The following is a 15,730-nucleotide window of genomic DNA, read 5'->3' as shown; positions in this document are numbered from 1 at the left end:
ACTTCTGTCAGATCGAGCGGCCTAATGTTGAATGAACTATCGTCTCCCGTTAGAATGAAGAACTCGAAATCATATTTATTTATGACATTTCATCTACCATTTCATCTACCGACTTAGAAATACCTTAATGAACTTAGAGGTACTTAAGTGCCTAATTTACTGGCTTTTAAGTTCTTACAGCACTTTAAAAACACTTATAAAACCATACCTCAACGCACTCGTAATGCGTACGGGGCTCAATTCCCTTCATCAGCATTCTAAAAAAAGCAATGACGCGGATTCCGGGCAACGCCCGATCCGCGTCATTGCTTTTTTCTACTGTTTAATAATAATCGCTAAGACTAACTTTTACTCCCGTCCGGGCGCTATCAATGGCACCGTACACCATCGCCATGCTTTTAATATTATCTCTGCAATCCGTCTCCGCTTGTCTGCCTTCTTTAAGCGAAGCAAACATTTCGTCGAAACATCCTTCATGCCCTGAGCGGCCTTCGCTACTCGCCGACAGCGTCACGCGGCTGAATTCGTTCATGAATTTGCCGGTCTGATCCTTAGCGACGACGATCTCGGCATAAGGATCGCCGTGTCCGTCCCAGACCACCGTGCCGTCTTCTCCGTTGATGCGCCAAACCGCATCCCATGAAGTGGGAGCTCCTTCCGCGCACCATGACCCTCGGTACGCGAACACGGTGCCATCCGACATTTCGAAGATGCAGACTGCCGAAGCATTGCCTGTGTACCAAGAGCCGGGAGGATTGTACTCGTGGCAGAATACCGACACGGGATCGCTCCCCGTCAAATATCGCGCTTGATCGAACGTATGGATCGCCATATCCAGAATGAGCGGGCTATCCATGGCATCGCGGAATCCGCCGAAGTGCGGTCCGATAAAGAAATCGGCTCCGACATATCCGATTCTCCCCACGCCCCCCTCCTGAATATATCGGCGCATGGACCGCATCGGCGCATTGTAGCGGCGGTTTTGCATAATCGCGTAAGATCGTCCCGTTCGGTCCGACAAGGCAACCAGCTCGCGCGCTTCTTCCATGGATTCCGACATGGGTTTCTCGCCCAATACGTTGGCCCCGTGCCGCATGGCCGTGGAACATACCGCATAATGGCTTGCCGGTATCGTAACGTCGAACACGAGATTGGCTCCCGTCTCCGACAAGGCTTCGGCAACGTCCGTGTAAAGCCCGCAGCTTAACCCGTGACGTTCCGCCATCGCTTGGGCCGACTCCAGCCGAATATCGACGAGTCCTACAATTTGGGTATCCTTTCTTGCCAACGCGTCTTTCACCCAGATGTTGGCCATCCCGCCGCAACCGGCTACCACTACTTTATAGCTCAACTCGATTCCTCCTTTAATAAGCGAATTAAAGCGGATTAGCGACAAAATCTCCGCCTCTGCAGCTCTTCAGATAATTTAACCCGCGCACTTGCCCCGTCATCTCCAATTCGCCCTTGTAGACGGGATCATGCCAGCCTTCGATATCGATCGTGCCTTGATATCCCGATTGCCGAAGAATCGTAATGACATCCGACCAGTTCGTGTCGCCGAAACCCGGCGTCCTATGCCAGACGAAAGGATTAGGACCGTGGATTCCGTATTCGCGTACGACGTCCCAGGCGATGGTGGCGTCTTTTCCGTGCACGTGAAAGACCTTTTCCGCCCACTTTCGGAGCTGCGGAACGGGATCGATGAGACTGACCATTTGGTGACACGGCTCCCACTCTAATCCTACATTATCGTGCGGAACCGCATTGAACATTTTCTCCCAGGCGATCGGATTATGCGCGATGTTCCAATCCCCGGTCTCCCAAGTTCCGCCCATATCGCAATTCTCGAAAGCAAGCCGCACGCCTCGATCCTCCGCGCGCCGGGCAAGCTCGCCGAATACTTCCGCGAAGCGGGGGATCGATTCGTCAATGGATTGGTCCGTCAGCCTGCCCGTGAATCCGGAGACGATATCGGCGCCGAACAGATGCGCATGGTCGATCAGCCTTTCCCAGCTTGCCAGCGTATCGGCGTTGTTCCCTTCTCCCGTCAAGGGATTGCCGAACACGCTGAGAGCGGATATGACGATATCCTTCTCTCCGATGGCTTCGCTTACCTGTTTGGCCGTCTCTTTGAGATCCAGTGTCCCCGTCGTCTGCCAGAAAGTTAAATTAAACGATTCAAATCCATGCACCGCGATTTGCGGAATGACTCTTGCGGCATCGCCGCCGCCAACCATCGTGCCAATCCGTAATCCTGCATGTTTTCCTATCATTGATTATTACTCCTTTTTTGAGATAGAATGAGTTTATAAACCGAGTATATCCGCAATTTCATGTATATTCTCTATACAATCTTGCGGTTTATTTAACCGAAATTAAGATTTCCCGTCTCTGCCCGAGGCTTGGAGAGGACTGAACGTCCGGCATGACTTACCCAATGGAATTAAGAGAAAACACGAACCTCAGCGACAGCTTATATCCGGTTAATATGTTCCGCAATTTCAGCCCTTCCGGAGAAGCCGGCCGCACCGTATTGTATCTGCATTGGCATGAGCACTTCGAAATCATCTACATGGCTGAGGGCTCGGCCTGCTTCCATATTGACCGCCAGCAGTACGAGGCTCGCCCCGGCACCCTCCTGATTGTGCCAAGCGGCGGGTTGCACGTTGGGTATGCCGCAACGGATTGCCAGATTCAATACTGGTCTCTCGTATTTAACAGGTCGCTGCTAGAGAGCCCCTTCCAAGATCCGCTCCACGAGCGCTACGTGTCCCCTTACCTGGATGGGTCGCTGAGATTTCCCGTCCAATTGGACGATGGCGAAGGAGTCCGGCCGATCGTTGAAATATTCCGAGGCATGATCAAGGAATTCGAACGAAAGGAAAGAGCCTACGAGCTGGTTGTCAAAGCGCAGGTTCACCTTCTATTCAGCTTGCTGTCGCGGTATTGCTACCCTCTAAGCAGCAATGATTCCCCGGCTCTCTTGGACAAGCGCATGGAACGTTTCAAGAGCTTGATTCTTTATATCCAAACGCACTATGCCGAAAAGCTCCCCCTCTCGGAAGCAGCGCGCATGGTCAATCTAACGCCCTATCACTTCTGCAACGTGTTTAAAGCCGCGACAGGGCGGACTTACGTGGACTTCGTCAATCGCTTGCGCATGGACATGGCCGAACGCCAGCTCAGAGAAGGCGCGAACGTGACGGAGACGGCAAGCAGGGTCGGATTCGGCAATTTGAACTACTTCTCCAAGCTGTTCAAGCAAATAAAAGGAGTTTCTCCTTCGGAGGTGAGAAAGGCAAAAAACCAGACCTCGTGAAAGATCTGGTTGGTATTTCCGAAAAATATTTTATTACCTATTTGGCTCGAGTGAGGGAAGAAGGAGGCCGCCCTTGGACAAAACAAAAGCAGTTATCGTATTACTGGTATTCAATTTGATTGCTGTCGTCTATTTCGGAAATTCCTTAAATAAAAAGATTAGTAATGTCCAGACAAACGTGAACTCGGAATTGAACAACATGCGCAATAATGTCATGTCCTTGGAGAGTCAAATTGTTAATGGAGTAAGCCGCGTGCTGGAAGCTCAAGACGATCGTATCGACCATGTCGACTATACAGTGAGCGAATACGATGCCGTACGGAAGAGGGCGAGCTTGGCGCTGGAAGTCACTCTAAAGGAAGTGTCTCCCGAATCGAAAATCTCGATTTCTTATAGCGCTGAAGGCGGTCCGTCGGGGGAAGCCGAGTTGGTTGAACAAAGCGGTTTGAAATACGGAACCGAGCTGGAGTTGTCGCTGGAGCATAATTACGAATTTGAGGTATGGGAGCAAAGTCCGGCGAATGGACAAAGAAAAATGAATGTGAACCAGCAGCGACTTCCGCTCTATGACGATTTTTATGCAAACCGTGTAAGTAGGAGCGAAAGCGGCACATCGACGTCAAAGGATCAATTGGATGCGGACTTTAGCTTTGCCGTCAAGAATTTGGGCATAGCGGAAACAGAGATGGAACGCGTCTATGTACAGGTGTGGTACGGCAACGAGCCATATGATGAAATCGATGTGACGCAGAAGGTCATGGAGAGCATCGGCGATTATAATCAGATCAGAGATAAGTACAATCTTGCGATTGCTTCCGGATCCATTGATTCGTCCGTTAGCCTGGAACAATTCGCGAAAGACAACCATCTTGAAAAGCTGAAGCCCGGCGCCGATCCCCAATATTCGTTCCGGCATACCATTAAGTTCGGAAAAGATTATCCCGAGTTGGAATTAGATATTGCGAAAGCCAAGCAACTCAGCTTCCGACTGGTCATAACGTTCAAAGACGGATACAGATATGAATGATATACACGGTAGGCCAGAGGGCGGAGATTTATCTCCGCCCTGTCGTTCGGGTACCATTCATTTCGTTTATAAAAAATGAATGAATGAACGCGGACGGGCTGCAATATTTTGGGCTGTAGTGCAGCTACTTTACAACATCATATAAAACCACATGCAGTTTGTCCGAATAAACACATGTCTCGTTGCGATATCCCAATGCTAAAGTTAGAGGTGAACGACGAATCTTAGGAGGGACATTCAACATGAGAAGTTTGATTTATCGCCGCAAACTGCTGGCGGCGCTGGCCTGTTTGGTCGCGCTTATGAGCCTGCCTTTGGCTATCAAGCCGGGGATCGCGGAAGCGTCGACCCTGCTGCTGCAAGACCATTTCGACGATGGGCCGTCTGCGACATGGACCGTCGAGAGCGGACAATGGAGCGTCCAAGAAGGGGCGGCTCCCGTATTGTTTTCGGATGACTTCGAAAATGGAAACGCTGCCAAATGGAGCCTGAACGGCGGCAGTTGGTCACCCGTAACGGACGGCGCCGCCACCGCTTATCGGCAAAGCGCCGGAGGCGCGTCCGAGTTGGCGGCAGGCGACGCGGCCTGGACCGACTACGCCTACGAGGCGGATATCAAGCTGCTGAACGGAGCAGGCGCGATGATGGATTTCCGCTACCAGGACAGCCAGCACTTCTACTACCTGTACATGAGCGAATCTTACATTCGCATAATGAAGCAGAACGGCGACGTTCAGAGCTGGGTATCGGCCTATGAAGGCCCCTCGCTGCAAACGTCCGCTTACGTGCGGATCAAGGTGGAAGCGATCGGCGACACCTTCCGCGTGTATCGCAACGACGAGTTGGTGTTGACCGCAAGCGACGACGATTCCCCCTATCTATCGGGCCGAATCGCGCTCGCGACCTGGGATACTTCCGTCGAAGTCGATAACGTTCGCGTGACCGGGACGGGCATCAACCACGTGTATGCCCAGACGGAAATGACCGGCGGAACCGTCTATGCCGGAGAAGCTTCCTGGAGCCATTACGAGCTGAGGGCGCATATAGCGCTCGAGGAAGCCGGACAAGACGGCTCGGTCGGCATTCTCCTGCGGCGGCAAATTTCGGGGGACGGCTATTGGATGAGATACAGCTCAGGCGATGGCGCGGCGCAGATCGTCAAGCGTAGCGGAGACTCGGATATCGTGTTGGCAGAGACGCCGTTCTTCATGGAGCCCGGTCGTTCTTATGACTGGCATGGCGTGGCCGCCGGCGATAAGCTGACGCTGCAGATTGACGGCGCCAAGCTTCTGGAGACCTCGGACTCTGCATTCGCGGCCGGCGGGGTTGCCCTGATGACGCTGCAGGCGACGGCAGGCTACGACAACGTCACGGCAAGCCGCGTAACCGTGCCGGTGGATTCGGACGGCAATACCGTCTATTATGTCAGCTCGAGTCTGGGTGACGACGATAACGACGGTCTGACCGAAGGTACCGCATGGCGGACGCTGAACAAAATCAATAACGGCACCTTCCGCGCCGGCGACCGGATTCTGCTCAAAGCAGGCGACGGCTGGAACGAGCCGCTCGTGCTGCGCGGCTCCGGCGAGCCGGGCAACCCCATTGCCATAGGCGCTTACGGCGAGGGGGACAAGCCCGTTGTCAGTTGGAACGCCCCGAACGGCGGCAGCGTCGTTACGGGCTACAACCTGAGCCACTGGGTCATCGAAGGGCTGTCCGTTCATATTATCGCGTCTTCGGGCCAATCCTGGGACCGCATTACGGCCGGCATACAGCTGCATTACGATAACTCCGCCCTCCATCGGGACGTCAGGATCGAAAACAACGACGTATATAGCGACACCTACGACAGCAACACGAACGGCATCATGATCTCCGCGATGGTTCCCGGGACGGACGGCAAGGAAGTGGCGCGCGACCTTACGATCGCGAACAATACCGTCCACGACGTAGCTTGGTACGGCATCACGACGACAGGATGGGATGTCGAAAGGAACGAGGAGCTTCGCTCGCAGCTTCTGTACGGCAACGTCAACGTCGTCGGCAACCATGTTTACCGAACGGCAAGCCAAGGAATCGTCGTCCAGAATGCCCACGATTCGGCGATCGAGCGGAATGTCGTGCATGACGGAGGACTCGGCACGGACACCTGGGGACCGGGCGGTCTATGGTTCATCGCCTCTCGCGATTCCGTCATCCGCTTCAACGAGGTCTACAACATGAAGGACGCCTCGTCCGGCTACGACGGTGCCGGCATCAACGTGGACTGGTATTGCGACAATATTACGGTTCAATACAACTATTCGCACGGCAACAAAGGCAACGGAATGACCACGATGAGCAACAACGGCGCCAAAATCATCCAGAACCGCGTGGAGGGCAACCAGGCGCAGCAGTCTAACGGTAGAGGGCAAATCGCGCTGGGCAACTTCACCGGCAGACCGGATCTGTCGACCGGACTTCACAACGTCGTGGTCGCCGGCAATATGATTATCGTCGATGTGGACGGCACCGGCGCGGTCAACACCGCCTCCAATCCCCATGGCACATGGACGGGCAACGAAATACGGGACAACAACATCGTCATTCGGCCGAATCTGGCAAGTGCAGACGTATTCAGCATCGGACCGAATACGATCGTCAGCGCGATCGATGGCAACCGCATTTACAGCCCGCAAGCGTCCTTCCGCTCAATCCTGAACGGGAACGCCTACGATACGCTTGCCGCCTGGCAGGAAGCGACGGGGTACGACCTTAGCTCTAGCGTCCGTCCGCTGGACGAAACCGCGCCTGCGGCAACGGGCAATCTTGTCGCCGCCTTCGACCGCTATGTGCAGCTAAGCTGGACGGCACCGGAAGAGCAAAGCCCAGGCATCTCGCATTACAATATTTATCGCGACACGCAGCCCGACTTCGAACCGGCCTACGCCAACATGGTCGGCGAATCGTATACTTCGTCTTTCGAGGATCGGGAAAACCTGCAGCCGAACACGACCTACTACTACAAGGTGAATGCCGAAGGCAGCAATGGTTATTTCGGCGAAGCTTCCGCGGTTGCGAGCGTCACGACGGGCGACGTCATTCCCCCGGTCGTCAAACCGTCGCGGGTCAGCTTCCTTGCGCCGCGGGACGGCGATTACATCACGACCGCCTCTATGGCGACAAGACCGTATTTGTCCGGCATCGACGATATCCGCAAGGTGGAACTCTACGTTGACGGACGCCTGACGCGGGAGTTGCAGGCTTCCCCGTTCGCGGCGACGCTGGACGGCTTGGGCAATGGAGAACATGCGCTTCAATACCGCGTGTACGATGCCTCGGGCCTCGTGCACGAGTCCGAGACGATTACGATCGAGAAGCAGACTCGGGCGCTCAGAAGCCTTTATGCCGAGACCTCGCCGCTTATCGACGGAGATCTAAGCGAATGGGATGCAGCCGCCCCAGGCTTCACGATGGACAAGCAAGATCAAGTCAGAGAGATCGAAGCGGGCTTCATCAACCGCTGGTCCGCCGATGTCTTGACGGCGAAAGGTTCCACACGTTGGGACGAAAACAAGCTGTACTTGGCTGTCGAAGTTCGGGAAAACAAACACCATCTGCCCATCTCAAGCGCGTCCGATCTGTGGAAGGGCTCCAGCATACAGATCGCCGTCGATCCCCAGCGCGGCAGCAAACCCGGCGCCAAAGGCTATACGGAGCTCGCCTTCGGCTTGACCGACGGGGGCAGCGCGCTGGCATACCGTTACCATGCCGTAGCCGGCAAGACAAGCGGTCCTTTTACCGCCGGAGAGCTCGCGGTCGTCCGGGACGAGACTGCCGGCGTAACCCGCTATGAAATCGCGATTCCGTGGCAGGAGCTGCTGCCGGAAGGCGTTATGGCAGAAGCAGGTTCCGAACTGGGAATCTCGATATTGGCCAACTACAGCGACGGAACCGTCGTCAATCCCGACAGCTCCGATGCCCGCAACGGCTGGATCGAATACAACAGCGGAATCGGCGCGGGCAAGTCGCCGGAGTTGTTCGGCTACCTGCTGCCGATGCGCACCGCCTTCGCCGCTCCGGTCGCAACCGGAAGCTCGGCGGCAGACGGCACCTTATCCATCCAATGGACAGCCTCGGACGGCGCATCCGGCTATGCGGTACGTTACGGCACTTCAAGCGGAACGTACACGACAACCGTAGATGCAGGCGGAGCGACCAGCTTGAGGCTCGCCGGCCTTTCGCTGCCGCAAACCTATTATGTTAGCGTGCTGGCCTACAATGGCTATGGCGAAAGCATCGCTTCGAACGAGCTGCGTCTGGCAGCCGCCGTTTCCGGAGGTTCCGGTACCGATAGCGGGATCGGTGGAGGCAATGCGGGCGATAACGATGGCGACGGCACCGGACATGGCGCAGAGGGCAAAAACGTCGTTTCCGTAGCTTTAGCGGAACTGGATGCCGACAATCCGCTCAAGTTGAAGCTGGAGCGGGCTTCCTTATCCATCCAACCTTCCTTGCTGCGCGAGCTGTTGCGACTGGCGGGGAGCACCGACGGAGCGAGGCTGGAGGTCTCTGTCGTTCCGCTGGAGAATCAACCGAATATATTCGTGCCGGCAGCCCAAGACCATGCCAAGCTTAAAGCGGCCGGCCCGCTCTTGCGGATCGACATCGTTGTGGTCAAGGCTGACGGCGAACGCGTGGAGGCGAAGCCTGCTCGCGGAGACGCGATCTTGAGCCTGCCATTCGACGAAAGTCTGTCCGTTGACGAAGATTTATTAGGACTATACGCTTATGATCCGGACACCGGAAAATGGTTGTATGTCGGAGGGAACGTCGATGCTGCCGACGGATCCATAACCGCGGCCATTTCGGACAATGGCGTTTACGCCGTTCTGGAATATCGCAAAACGTTCAACGACGTTCAAGCCGCTCACTGGGCTATAAAGGCGGTAACGACGTTGGCCGCCAAACATATTGTATTCGGCATTAACGATACCGATTTCAAGCCCGGCGGCCAGACGACCCGCGCCGAATTTACCGCCCTGCTCGTGCGGGCCCTACAGCTGCCCGCAGTCCGGTCCACCGCGTTCGCGGACGTAGCGCAGGAGGCGTGGTACGCGGACGCGGTCGGCGCCGCGGTCGAAGCCGGCATCGTCGCCGGGCGCGGCGAACAGCGTTTCGCGCCGAACGAGCCGATCAGTCGTGCCGAGATGGCCGCAATGATCGTGCGGGCGATCGGCCTTCCGACAGGCGGTACGGCAGACGCCGAAGTTGCCGGCTATGCCGATGCCAACGACATTCCCTCCTGGGCGAGGCCGTACGTGACCGCCGCGAGTGAAGCTTCGCTGATGCAAGGACGTGCCGACGGGATATTCGCGCCGCTAGCCAACGCCACGCGAGCCGAGGCCGCACAACTCGTCTACAATCTGCTCCGCGCCTTCAATCCATAGAACGAACGAGAATTTGGGCTGTCCCAAAAGATATAAAAATAATAGCGAGACAGTAATGCACACAGTTCACACAGCTAGACACGAAAATGGTCGGTCAGGATACCACTCCTTGACCGACCCACTGCAACACCCCATAGGCGTTGTTAACGACTATGGAGCTCGTAACAGCAATTAATACATCCGTTAGGCGCTATTAACGACTATGGAGCTCGTAACAGCAATTAATACATCCGATAGGCGCTATTAACGACTATGGGGCTCGTAGCAGCAACAAATACACCCCATAGGCGCTATTAACGACTATGGGGCTCGTAGCAGCAACAAATACACCCCATAGGCGTTGTTAACGACTATGGGGCTCGTAACAGCAACAAATACACCCTAAAGGCGTTATTAACGACTATGGAGCTCGTAACAGCAACAAATACATCCCATAGGCGTTATTAACGACTATGGAGCTCTTAGCAGCAACAATAACGACTTTGCGGCTGCCGAAGGTAAGGCCTTGAGGTCGGGTGGCTTTAGCTCGCTCGCAATTTGCTCAAAAAGGCGGCAATAGACCAAAAGCCAGAAATGGCGGTGAAGGGATAACGCCCTAGCACCGCCATTTCTTCATTTTTGACGTTTCATACATCAAATGAGCTATTTCATCAAGCGAGCTATCATACTTTTGAGACAGCTCCATTTCTCGTGGGTATGAGCTGCTACTCCTGGTTACGCCAATCCGCAAGCTTTGAGCCAGTTCAGCGCGATCAGCCAGTTGCCGGTTGAATTCATGTGCACCTGATCAAGCGTCAGAACTTTGCCATGCTGCTTCCGCAAATAGTCGTCGAATTGCCGGTTTTGCGGCACCAGTACGGCATTGAAGCGCTCTGCCGTTTCACGGATGACCGCATTGTAAGGCTTCAGCCGTTCGTTTTTCCCGTCATGTGGATTCTCGGATATAATCGTGGTCTCCATCAGGATCAAGGACGCCCCGGTCTTCCCCTTCGTCTCCGTCAGCAGCTCCTCGTAGGCGCGCCGATATTCCTCGATGGATACTTCCTTCCATTCGTCGTTGATGCCAATCGACACGGTCAGCCAATTCGGCCGCATCGCGATAACATCCTCTTGCCAACGCGCCTTCAGATCGATAATCGTCTCGCCGCTGACGCCCCGATTATGGCATTGGAGCGTCAACTCCGGATGCCGCACGTACAAATAATCCCGAATCATGCGGACGTAACCGCCGCCCAGCCCTTCGGGGTCGCTTTCCCTTCCGCAATCGGTAATGCTATCTCCAATAAACAACAACTTTTGGTCTTGTCCCAGCTCCATGTCTGTTGCGCTCCCCTACGTTCGCTTATTGTTTTTCTGTCACTTGAATCGACACCCGCGATTACAGGAAAAAATCCGGACAAACTCTTGTGTCCGGATTTTTCCTCGCCCGCTTAGCGTCCTTCCGCTTCTGCTTGCTTATTCGTTTCTTCGATGACTTTGTCGCCGCCTTTGGACAACCAGGCTTCCTTGAAGTCGTCAAATTTGGCGGAGACATCGCCCGTTTCCACGATCAAGTTGACAATCGATTCGTTCACGAAATCATTAAGTTGATTGGAGAGGCTGGGATCCAGCGTCTCTTCGCTGATATTCAGGTAAGCGAGCGGATTCGGGACGGCATAATCGCCTGTCGATCGAGACAATGCAATGATGTCTTCCTTGTTCGGCGTGCTGTCCGGCAAGAAGTCGGTGTTCCAGGATACAAGCGCCTTCAGCGAAAACGCTTTATCCTTGGAGCGGTCTTCATCCGACATCAACGGAGCAATCGCGTCGCCATCCTTCTTGTAATGGACGCCTTCAACGCCGTTCAGCATCAGATCTTGTCCCTCGTCCGACAGCAGATAGTCCAGCAGTTCCAGCGCTTTCTTCTGCTTCTCTTCGGAGATGCCGGAGTTAATCGACGTCACGCACCAGAAATTGTTGAAGCCATCCATGCGCTGCTGGCCCGTTGTCCCTTTCAACGTACCGACCCAGGTGAATACGGATTTGGGATCCCGATCGGGGTAAGCTTGCTCGAATTTACCGTAAATGTCGTTATACAGCGTAGCGTTGGCGTTATGAACAATCATGCCGACCTTGCCGGTGACGAACTTCTCGATTTTTTTGTCGTCTGTATTCAGCATAAATTCGGGATCTAACGTTTTGTCCGCATACATGGCGTTCAAAAATTCGATAGCCTGTTTCGTCTCGTCGGAGATGACCTCCGGCATCCACTTGCCGTCCTTCAACTCCCAACGATCCGTGCTTGTGTCGAAGGCGTTGAAAATCGGATATTGCCACCAAACGCCACCTGAGCTGGATGTGTACCCGTACGTATCCTTTTTGCCGTTTTCGTCGGGATCGCCATTCGCGAACGCGTCCGCGACTTGCTTGAATTCATCAATCGTTTGAGGCACCTGCAGCCCCAGCTTATCGAGCCAATCCTTGCGGATCAGGATGTTATGGCCGCTGACCGCCGTTTTGTCGCTGCCCGCTTCGTTGTAGACCGGCAGAGAGTAGTGAATGCCTCCGGTCGTTTTGGCCAATGCTTCAAAGTTATCGAGCGACTTCTGAATATGGGGATATTGATCTCCGTAGTCGGAGATTGGCAGCAGCATGCCCTCTTTGATCCATTGACGGTATTGCACCGGACGGTCAATTCCGTAAGAGATGAACACATCCGGCATCTCGCCGGACGCGATCATGACATTCAGCTTCTCCTCCCAGTCGTTCCATGAGGCCGTAATCGGCTTGAGCTTGATATTCAGCTTCTCTTGCAGCTTCTGATAGATGATCGAATCCGGAGCGTCGGCTCCTTCAAACATCCAGCTGAATACGGACAGCTCCACCGGAGCTGCCTGCTGCTCCGATCCGTTTCCTTTGCCTCCATCCGTCTGCGTTGTATTCGCCGACGGCGTCGCGACGCCGTTGTTATTGCCGGCGCAGCCAGCCAGTAGACTGGTCGATGTCAATACGGCCAACACCGGAATCATCCATTTTCTTCCGCTTTTTTTGTTTGTGCTCAACATGCTTGTCCAACTCCCCGTTAATTAGTAGAATAGCAAGCCCCCGCATAAGGTTCAACCTGCAAAAGAAGGTTCAACTTTTGATCGAACCTATCATCACCCCTTTCACGAAATGCTTCTGAATGAACGGGTACACGATAATGATCGGCACGACGGAAACGATGACGACGGCGTTCTTGATTGTATCGCCCAGCATAAACTCCTGGCTGACGTAGCTGCCGCCGCGGGTCAGCTCCATGTTGTTGTTGATCAGAATATCCCGCAGCACCATCGCGAGCGGCCATAGATCCTTGTCGTTCAGGAACAGCATCGGCGTATACCAGTTGTTCCATTGTCCCACCGCTATGAACAATCCGATTGTCGTCAGGGCGGGTACCGACAGCGGCAGAATAATCCGGAAAAAAATCGTCATATAACCCGCGCCGTCGATTTTCGCCGATTCCTCCAGCTCCAAAGGAATGTTCTGGAAAAACGTTTTGAGCACGATCATGTTGTACGTGCTGATCGCCGCCGGAATGATCATGACCGCGAGACTATTGACCATCCCCAGACTTTTGATGAGGAGATAATAGGGTATCAATCCTCCGCCAAAAAACATCGTAAAAATAATATACATAAAGATAAACGTTCTGCCCGGCAAATCCTGCTTGATTAGCGGATAGGCCGTGATCGCCGTAATGAACAGCTGATACAGCATCCCGGCCGCCGTGACGAACACCGATACAAGCAAGGCGCCGACCAACGTATCTTTGGAGAACACGTAATGGTACGCTTCGAAGGTCGGCCGCTGCGGGAATAGATAGATAACGGAGCGGATGGATTCTTCGTAGGGCATGATGGAGCCGATAAGCACATGCCAGAAGGGATACAGCGTCACGGCCGCCAGGAGCAGCATAAATAGAATGTTTAGGGTATCGAATATCGTGCCGGAAATGCTTTTGGATCTAACCACGGACCGTTGTCCTCCTTTCTAATAAATGCCTTGTCCTCCGATTCGTTTCGCCGTCCAGTTGACGATTACGAGCAAGACGAAATTAATCAGGTTAAGGAATAGTCCGATTGCCGTCGCCACGCTATATTCGCCTTGCGTCAGGCCGATCCGGTAGACGTAGGTGTCGATGACGTCGCCGCTCTCGTACACCATCGTGTTGTAGAGATTGAATACCTGATCGAACCCCCCGTTCATCATGCTGCCGAAATTCAGGATGAGCAGTATGGATATAATCGGGAGCAGACTCGGAAGCGTGATATGCAAAATTTGCTTGAAACGGTTCGCGCCGTCGACCGTCGCCGCCTCGTACAGATCGGGATTGACGCCTGCCAGCGCGGCCAGATAGATGATCGTACCCCATCCGACCTCCTTCCAGATGCCGGAGAGGACGAGCAGCGGACGAAACATGCCGTTGCTGGTCAGAAAGTTGACGGGATCGCCGCCCAAAGCGATAATCGCTTTGTTGACCAATCCTTCGTTCGATAGCAAGGTGAAAATAATGCCCGCGATCGTCACCCACGAAATGAAATGAGGCAAATAAACAATCGTCTGAATCGATCGCTTGAACAGCCTGTTCCGCACTTCATTCAGAAGGATCGCCAGCACGATCGGAGCCGGAAAACCGAAGGCGAGGCGAAGCAGGTTGATTTCGATCGTATTGCGGAATACCTGCCAGAACTTGTCGGTACGGAACAGCTTCTCGAAATGCTCGAAGCCGACCCACGGGCTGCCAAGAATGCCTTTGGTCACCCAGAAGTCCTTAAACGCGATGGAAGCGCCATAGATCGGGATATAGTGGAAAATAAACAGAAACGCGACGGACGGCAGCACCATGACGTACAACATCCTGTATTTGAGAATTCGGCGCCACACGTCGTTTGGAGCCTTAAGCGGCTGAGCGGTCTTCGGATTGGCTATCTTCGCTTGCATCTCCTTCACCCGACTTCCAGAAATCCGTGATTGCCGCGAATCTCCACCGAACCCGCCGAATCGGCTTCGACCCATATGCGGTCATCGGCGGCAGGCGCGACAGCTATGCGGCGATTATGCTCGATGACGACCTCGCGGCAGTGGCTCGCCATGATCGTTCCCTGATACAAGCTGCGGTTCGGCACGCAGTTGGCATCGCCCTCTTGATCGCTTTTGGGCGGACCCGCGTTAGGGTTGAGCAAGGCATTGCCGCGAATAGCCACCCGCTCGCACGAGGAGACGAAAACCGCTTGCTGAGGGCAATCCACAATGGTATTGCGCTCGATCGCGATGTCGCGGAAGATAGGGTAACGGGTTCTGCCTTGCTCCAGATAGACGCCCATGTAGATGACGGCCATGCTCCAATGGTTGACGTCGCAGCTCTCGATCCGGTTGTTTCGTATCGTGAGATTATCGACGCCAAACCCTTCCGCCCAACGCGCCTCCGCCCCGCATTCGATTTGAATGGCAGGCCCCTGATTGCGGTAAAAGTAATTATGCTCCACCAATCCGTCGGAGGCATGCAGCAGTACTCCCCTCGCCCGGTTATGGTGGAAAAAATTGTGCCGCACGACATAATGCCCCGAATTGTAGCGGCGATTGAATAAAATCGACTTCGCCGACAAGTCGCTCGGCAGGGCTTCTCCGAACGTCAGCACGCAGCGCTGTCCGCGCTCATCCCAATCCGCATCGGCAACCGTAGCGGTGACGCCCGTTGGCGATAGATCGGGATGCCGGAACTCCACCGGATCGCCCAGCGCGAAGGGATTGCGCCATGGAAATACGTTACCGATCGCGATGCTCCTGGAGTCCAATCGCTCGAAGTTCTGAACGGAATTATCGTGAATATTAAGGCAATCGTCCCCGTTCCCGCTGAAATCGCAATATTCCATAAGGAACGAGCCGAGCGAGTTGCTGATATGGCAGCCGTCCGCCGTCGCCGAGATGCAGCGT

10 protein-coding genes are annotated in these 15,730 nt (G+C 54.3%); 3 read left to right on the top strand and 7 right to left on the bottom strand.

Annotated elements, in window-relative coordinates:
* Positions 1-322: 322 nt before the first annotated feature.
* Positions 323-1,357, bottom strand: coding sequence for a Gfo/Idh/MocA family protein (locus PAT3040_RS00780; protein WP_108991132.1), 1,035 nt, complete (start codon positions 1,355-1,357; stop codon positions 323-325).
* Positions 1,358-1,376: 19 nt separating this feature from the next.
* Positions 1,377-2,273, bottom strand: coding sequence for a sugar phosphate isomerase/epimerase family protein (locus tag PAT3040_RS00775; RefSeq protein ID WP_108991130.1), 897 nt, complete (start codon positions 2,271-2,273; stop codon positions 1,377-1,379).
* 164 nt (positions 2,274-2,437) lie between these two features.
* Between PAT3040_RS00775 and PAT3040_RS00770 the strand changes: the two genes are divergently transcribed.
* The 3 genes from PAT3040_RS00770 to PAT3040_RS00760 all read left to right on the top strand — a co-directional run bounded on the left by PAT3040_RS00770 (position 2,438) and on the right by PAT3040_RS00760 (position 9,775).
* A complete protein-coding gene (locus PAT3040_RS00770; RefSeq protein WP_181376367.1) occupies positions 2,438-3,319 on the top strand; it encodes an AraC family transcriptional regulator in 882 nt (293 codons plus the stop codon).
* A 73-nt stretch (positions 3,320-3,392) separates the two neighbouring features.
* Complete coding sequence (locus PAT3040_RS00765; protein ID WP_108991128.1) at positions 3,393-4,346, top strand: hypothetical protein; 954 nt, start codon at positions 3,393-3,395, stop codon at positions 4,344-4,346.
* A 242-nt stretch (positions 4,347-4,588) separates the two neighbouring features.
* The gene (locus PAT3040_RS00760) at positions 4,589-9,775 is read left to right on the top strand and encodes an S-layer homology domain-containing protein (RefSeq protein WP_108991127.1); all 5,187 of its coding nucleotides are present in this window, start codon (positions 4,589-4,591) and stop codon (positions 9,773-9,775) included.
* Positions 9,776-10,489: 714 nt separating this feature from the next.
* Here PAT3040_RS00760 and PAT3040_RS00755 read toward each other — a convergent pair.
* The 5 genes from PAT3040_RS00755 to PAT3040_RS00735 all read right to left on the bottom strand — a co-directional run.
* Positions 10,490-11,092 carry an SGNH/GDSL hydrolase family protein gene (locus PAT3040_RS00755; protein WP_108991126.1) on the bottom strand — a complete coding sequence of 201 codons (603 nt, stop codon included), beginning with the start codon at positions 11,090-11,092 and terminating at the stop codon, positions 10,490-10,492.
* 113 nt (positions 11,093-11,205) lie between these two features.
* Positions 11,206-12,819, bottom strand: a complete 1,614-nt coding sequence (locus PAT3040_RS00750; RefSeq protein ID WP_108991125.1) for an extracellular solute-binding protein — start codon at positions 12,817-12,819, stop codon at positions 11,206-11,208.
* Between the two features lie 70 nt (positions 12,820-12,889).
* Entirely contained in the window at positions 12,890-13,768 is an 879-nt protein-coding gene (locus PAT3040_RS00745; protein ID WP_256975978.1) for a carbohydrate ABC transporter permease, read from the bottom strand.
* Between the two features lie 18 nt (positions 13,769-13,786).
* A complete protein-coding gene (locus PAT3040_RS00740; RefSeq protein ID WP_108991131.1) occupies positions 13,787-14,737 on the bottom strand; it encodes an ABC transporter permease in 951 nt (316 codons plus the stop codon).
* Positions 14,738-14,742: 5 nt separating this feature from the next.
* A partial coding sequence (locus PAT3040_RS00735) for a right-handed parallel beta-helix repeat-containing protein (RefSeq protein ID WP_146200329.1) occupies positions 14,743-15,730 on the bottom strand: 988 nt, incomplete at its 5' end.

This window comes from Paenibacillus agaridevorans (assembly GCF_003112455.1).
Taxonomy (GTDB): domain Bacteria; phylum Bacillota; class Bacilli; order Paenibacillales; family Paenibacillaceae; genus Pristimantibacillus; species Pristimantibacillus agaridevorans.
The sequence above is the reverse complement of the archived record's forward strand: the minus strand, read 5'-3'. Positions and strand labels throughout refer to the sequence as shown.

Coding starts and splice junctions, on each gene's coding strand:
- PAT3040_RS00775 (WP_108991130.1), bottom strand. CDS start 2,273: ATGATAGGAAAACATGCAGGATTACGGATTGGCACGATGGTTGGCGGC.
- PAT3040_RS00770 (WP_181376367.1), top strand. CDS start 2,438: ATGGAATTAAGAGAAAACACGAACCTCAGCGACAGCTTATATCCGGTT.
- PAT3040_RS00760 (WP_108991127.1), top strand. CDS start 4,589: ATGAGAAGTTTGATTTATCGCCGCAAACTGCTGGCGGCGCTGGCCTGT.
- PAT3040_RS00755 (WP_108991126.1), bottom strand. CDS start 11,092: ATGGAGCTGGGACAAGACCAAAAGTTGTTGTTTATTGGAGATAGCATT.
- PAT3040_RS00750 (WP_108991125.1), bottom strand. CDS start 12,819: ATGTTGAGCACAAACAAAAAAAGCGGAAGAAAATGGATGATTCCGGTG.
- PAT3040_RS00740 (WP_108991131.1), bottom strand. CDS start 14,737: ATGCAAGCGAAGATAGCCAATCCGAAGACCGCTCAGCCGCTTAAGGCT.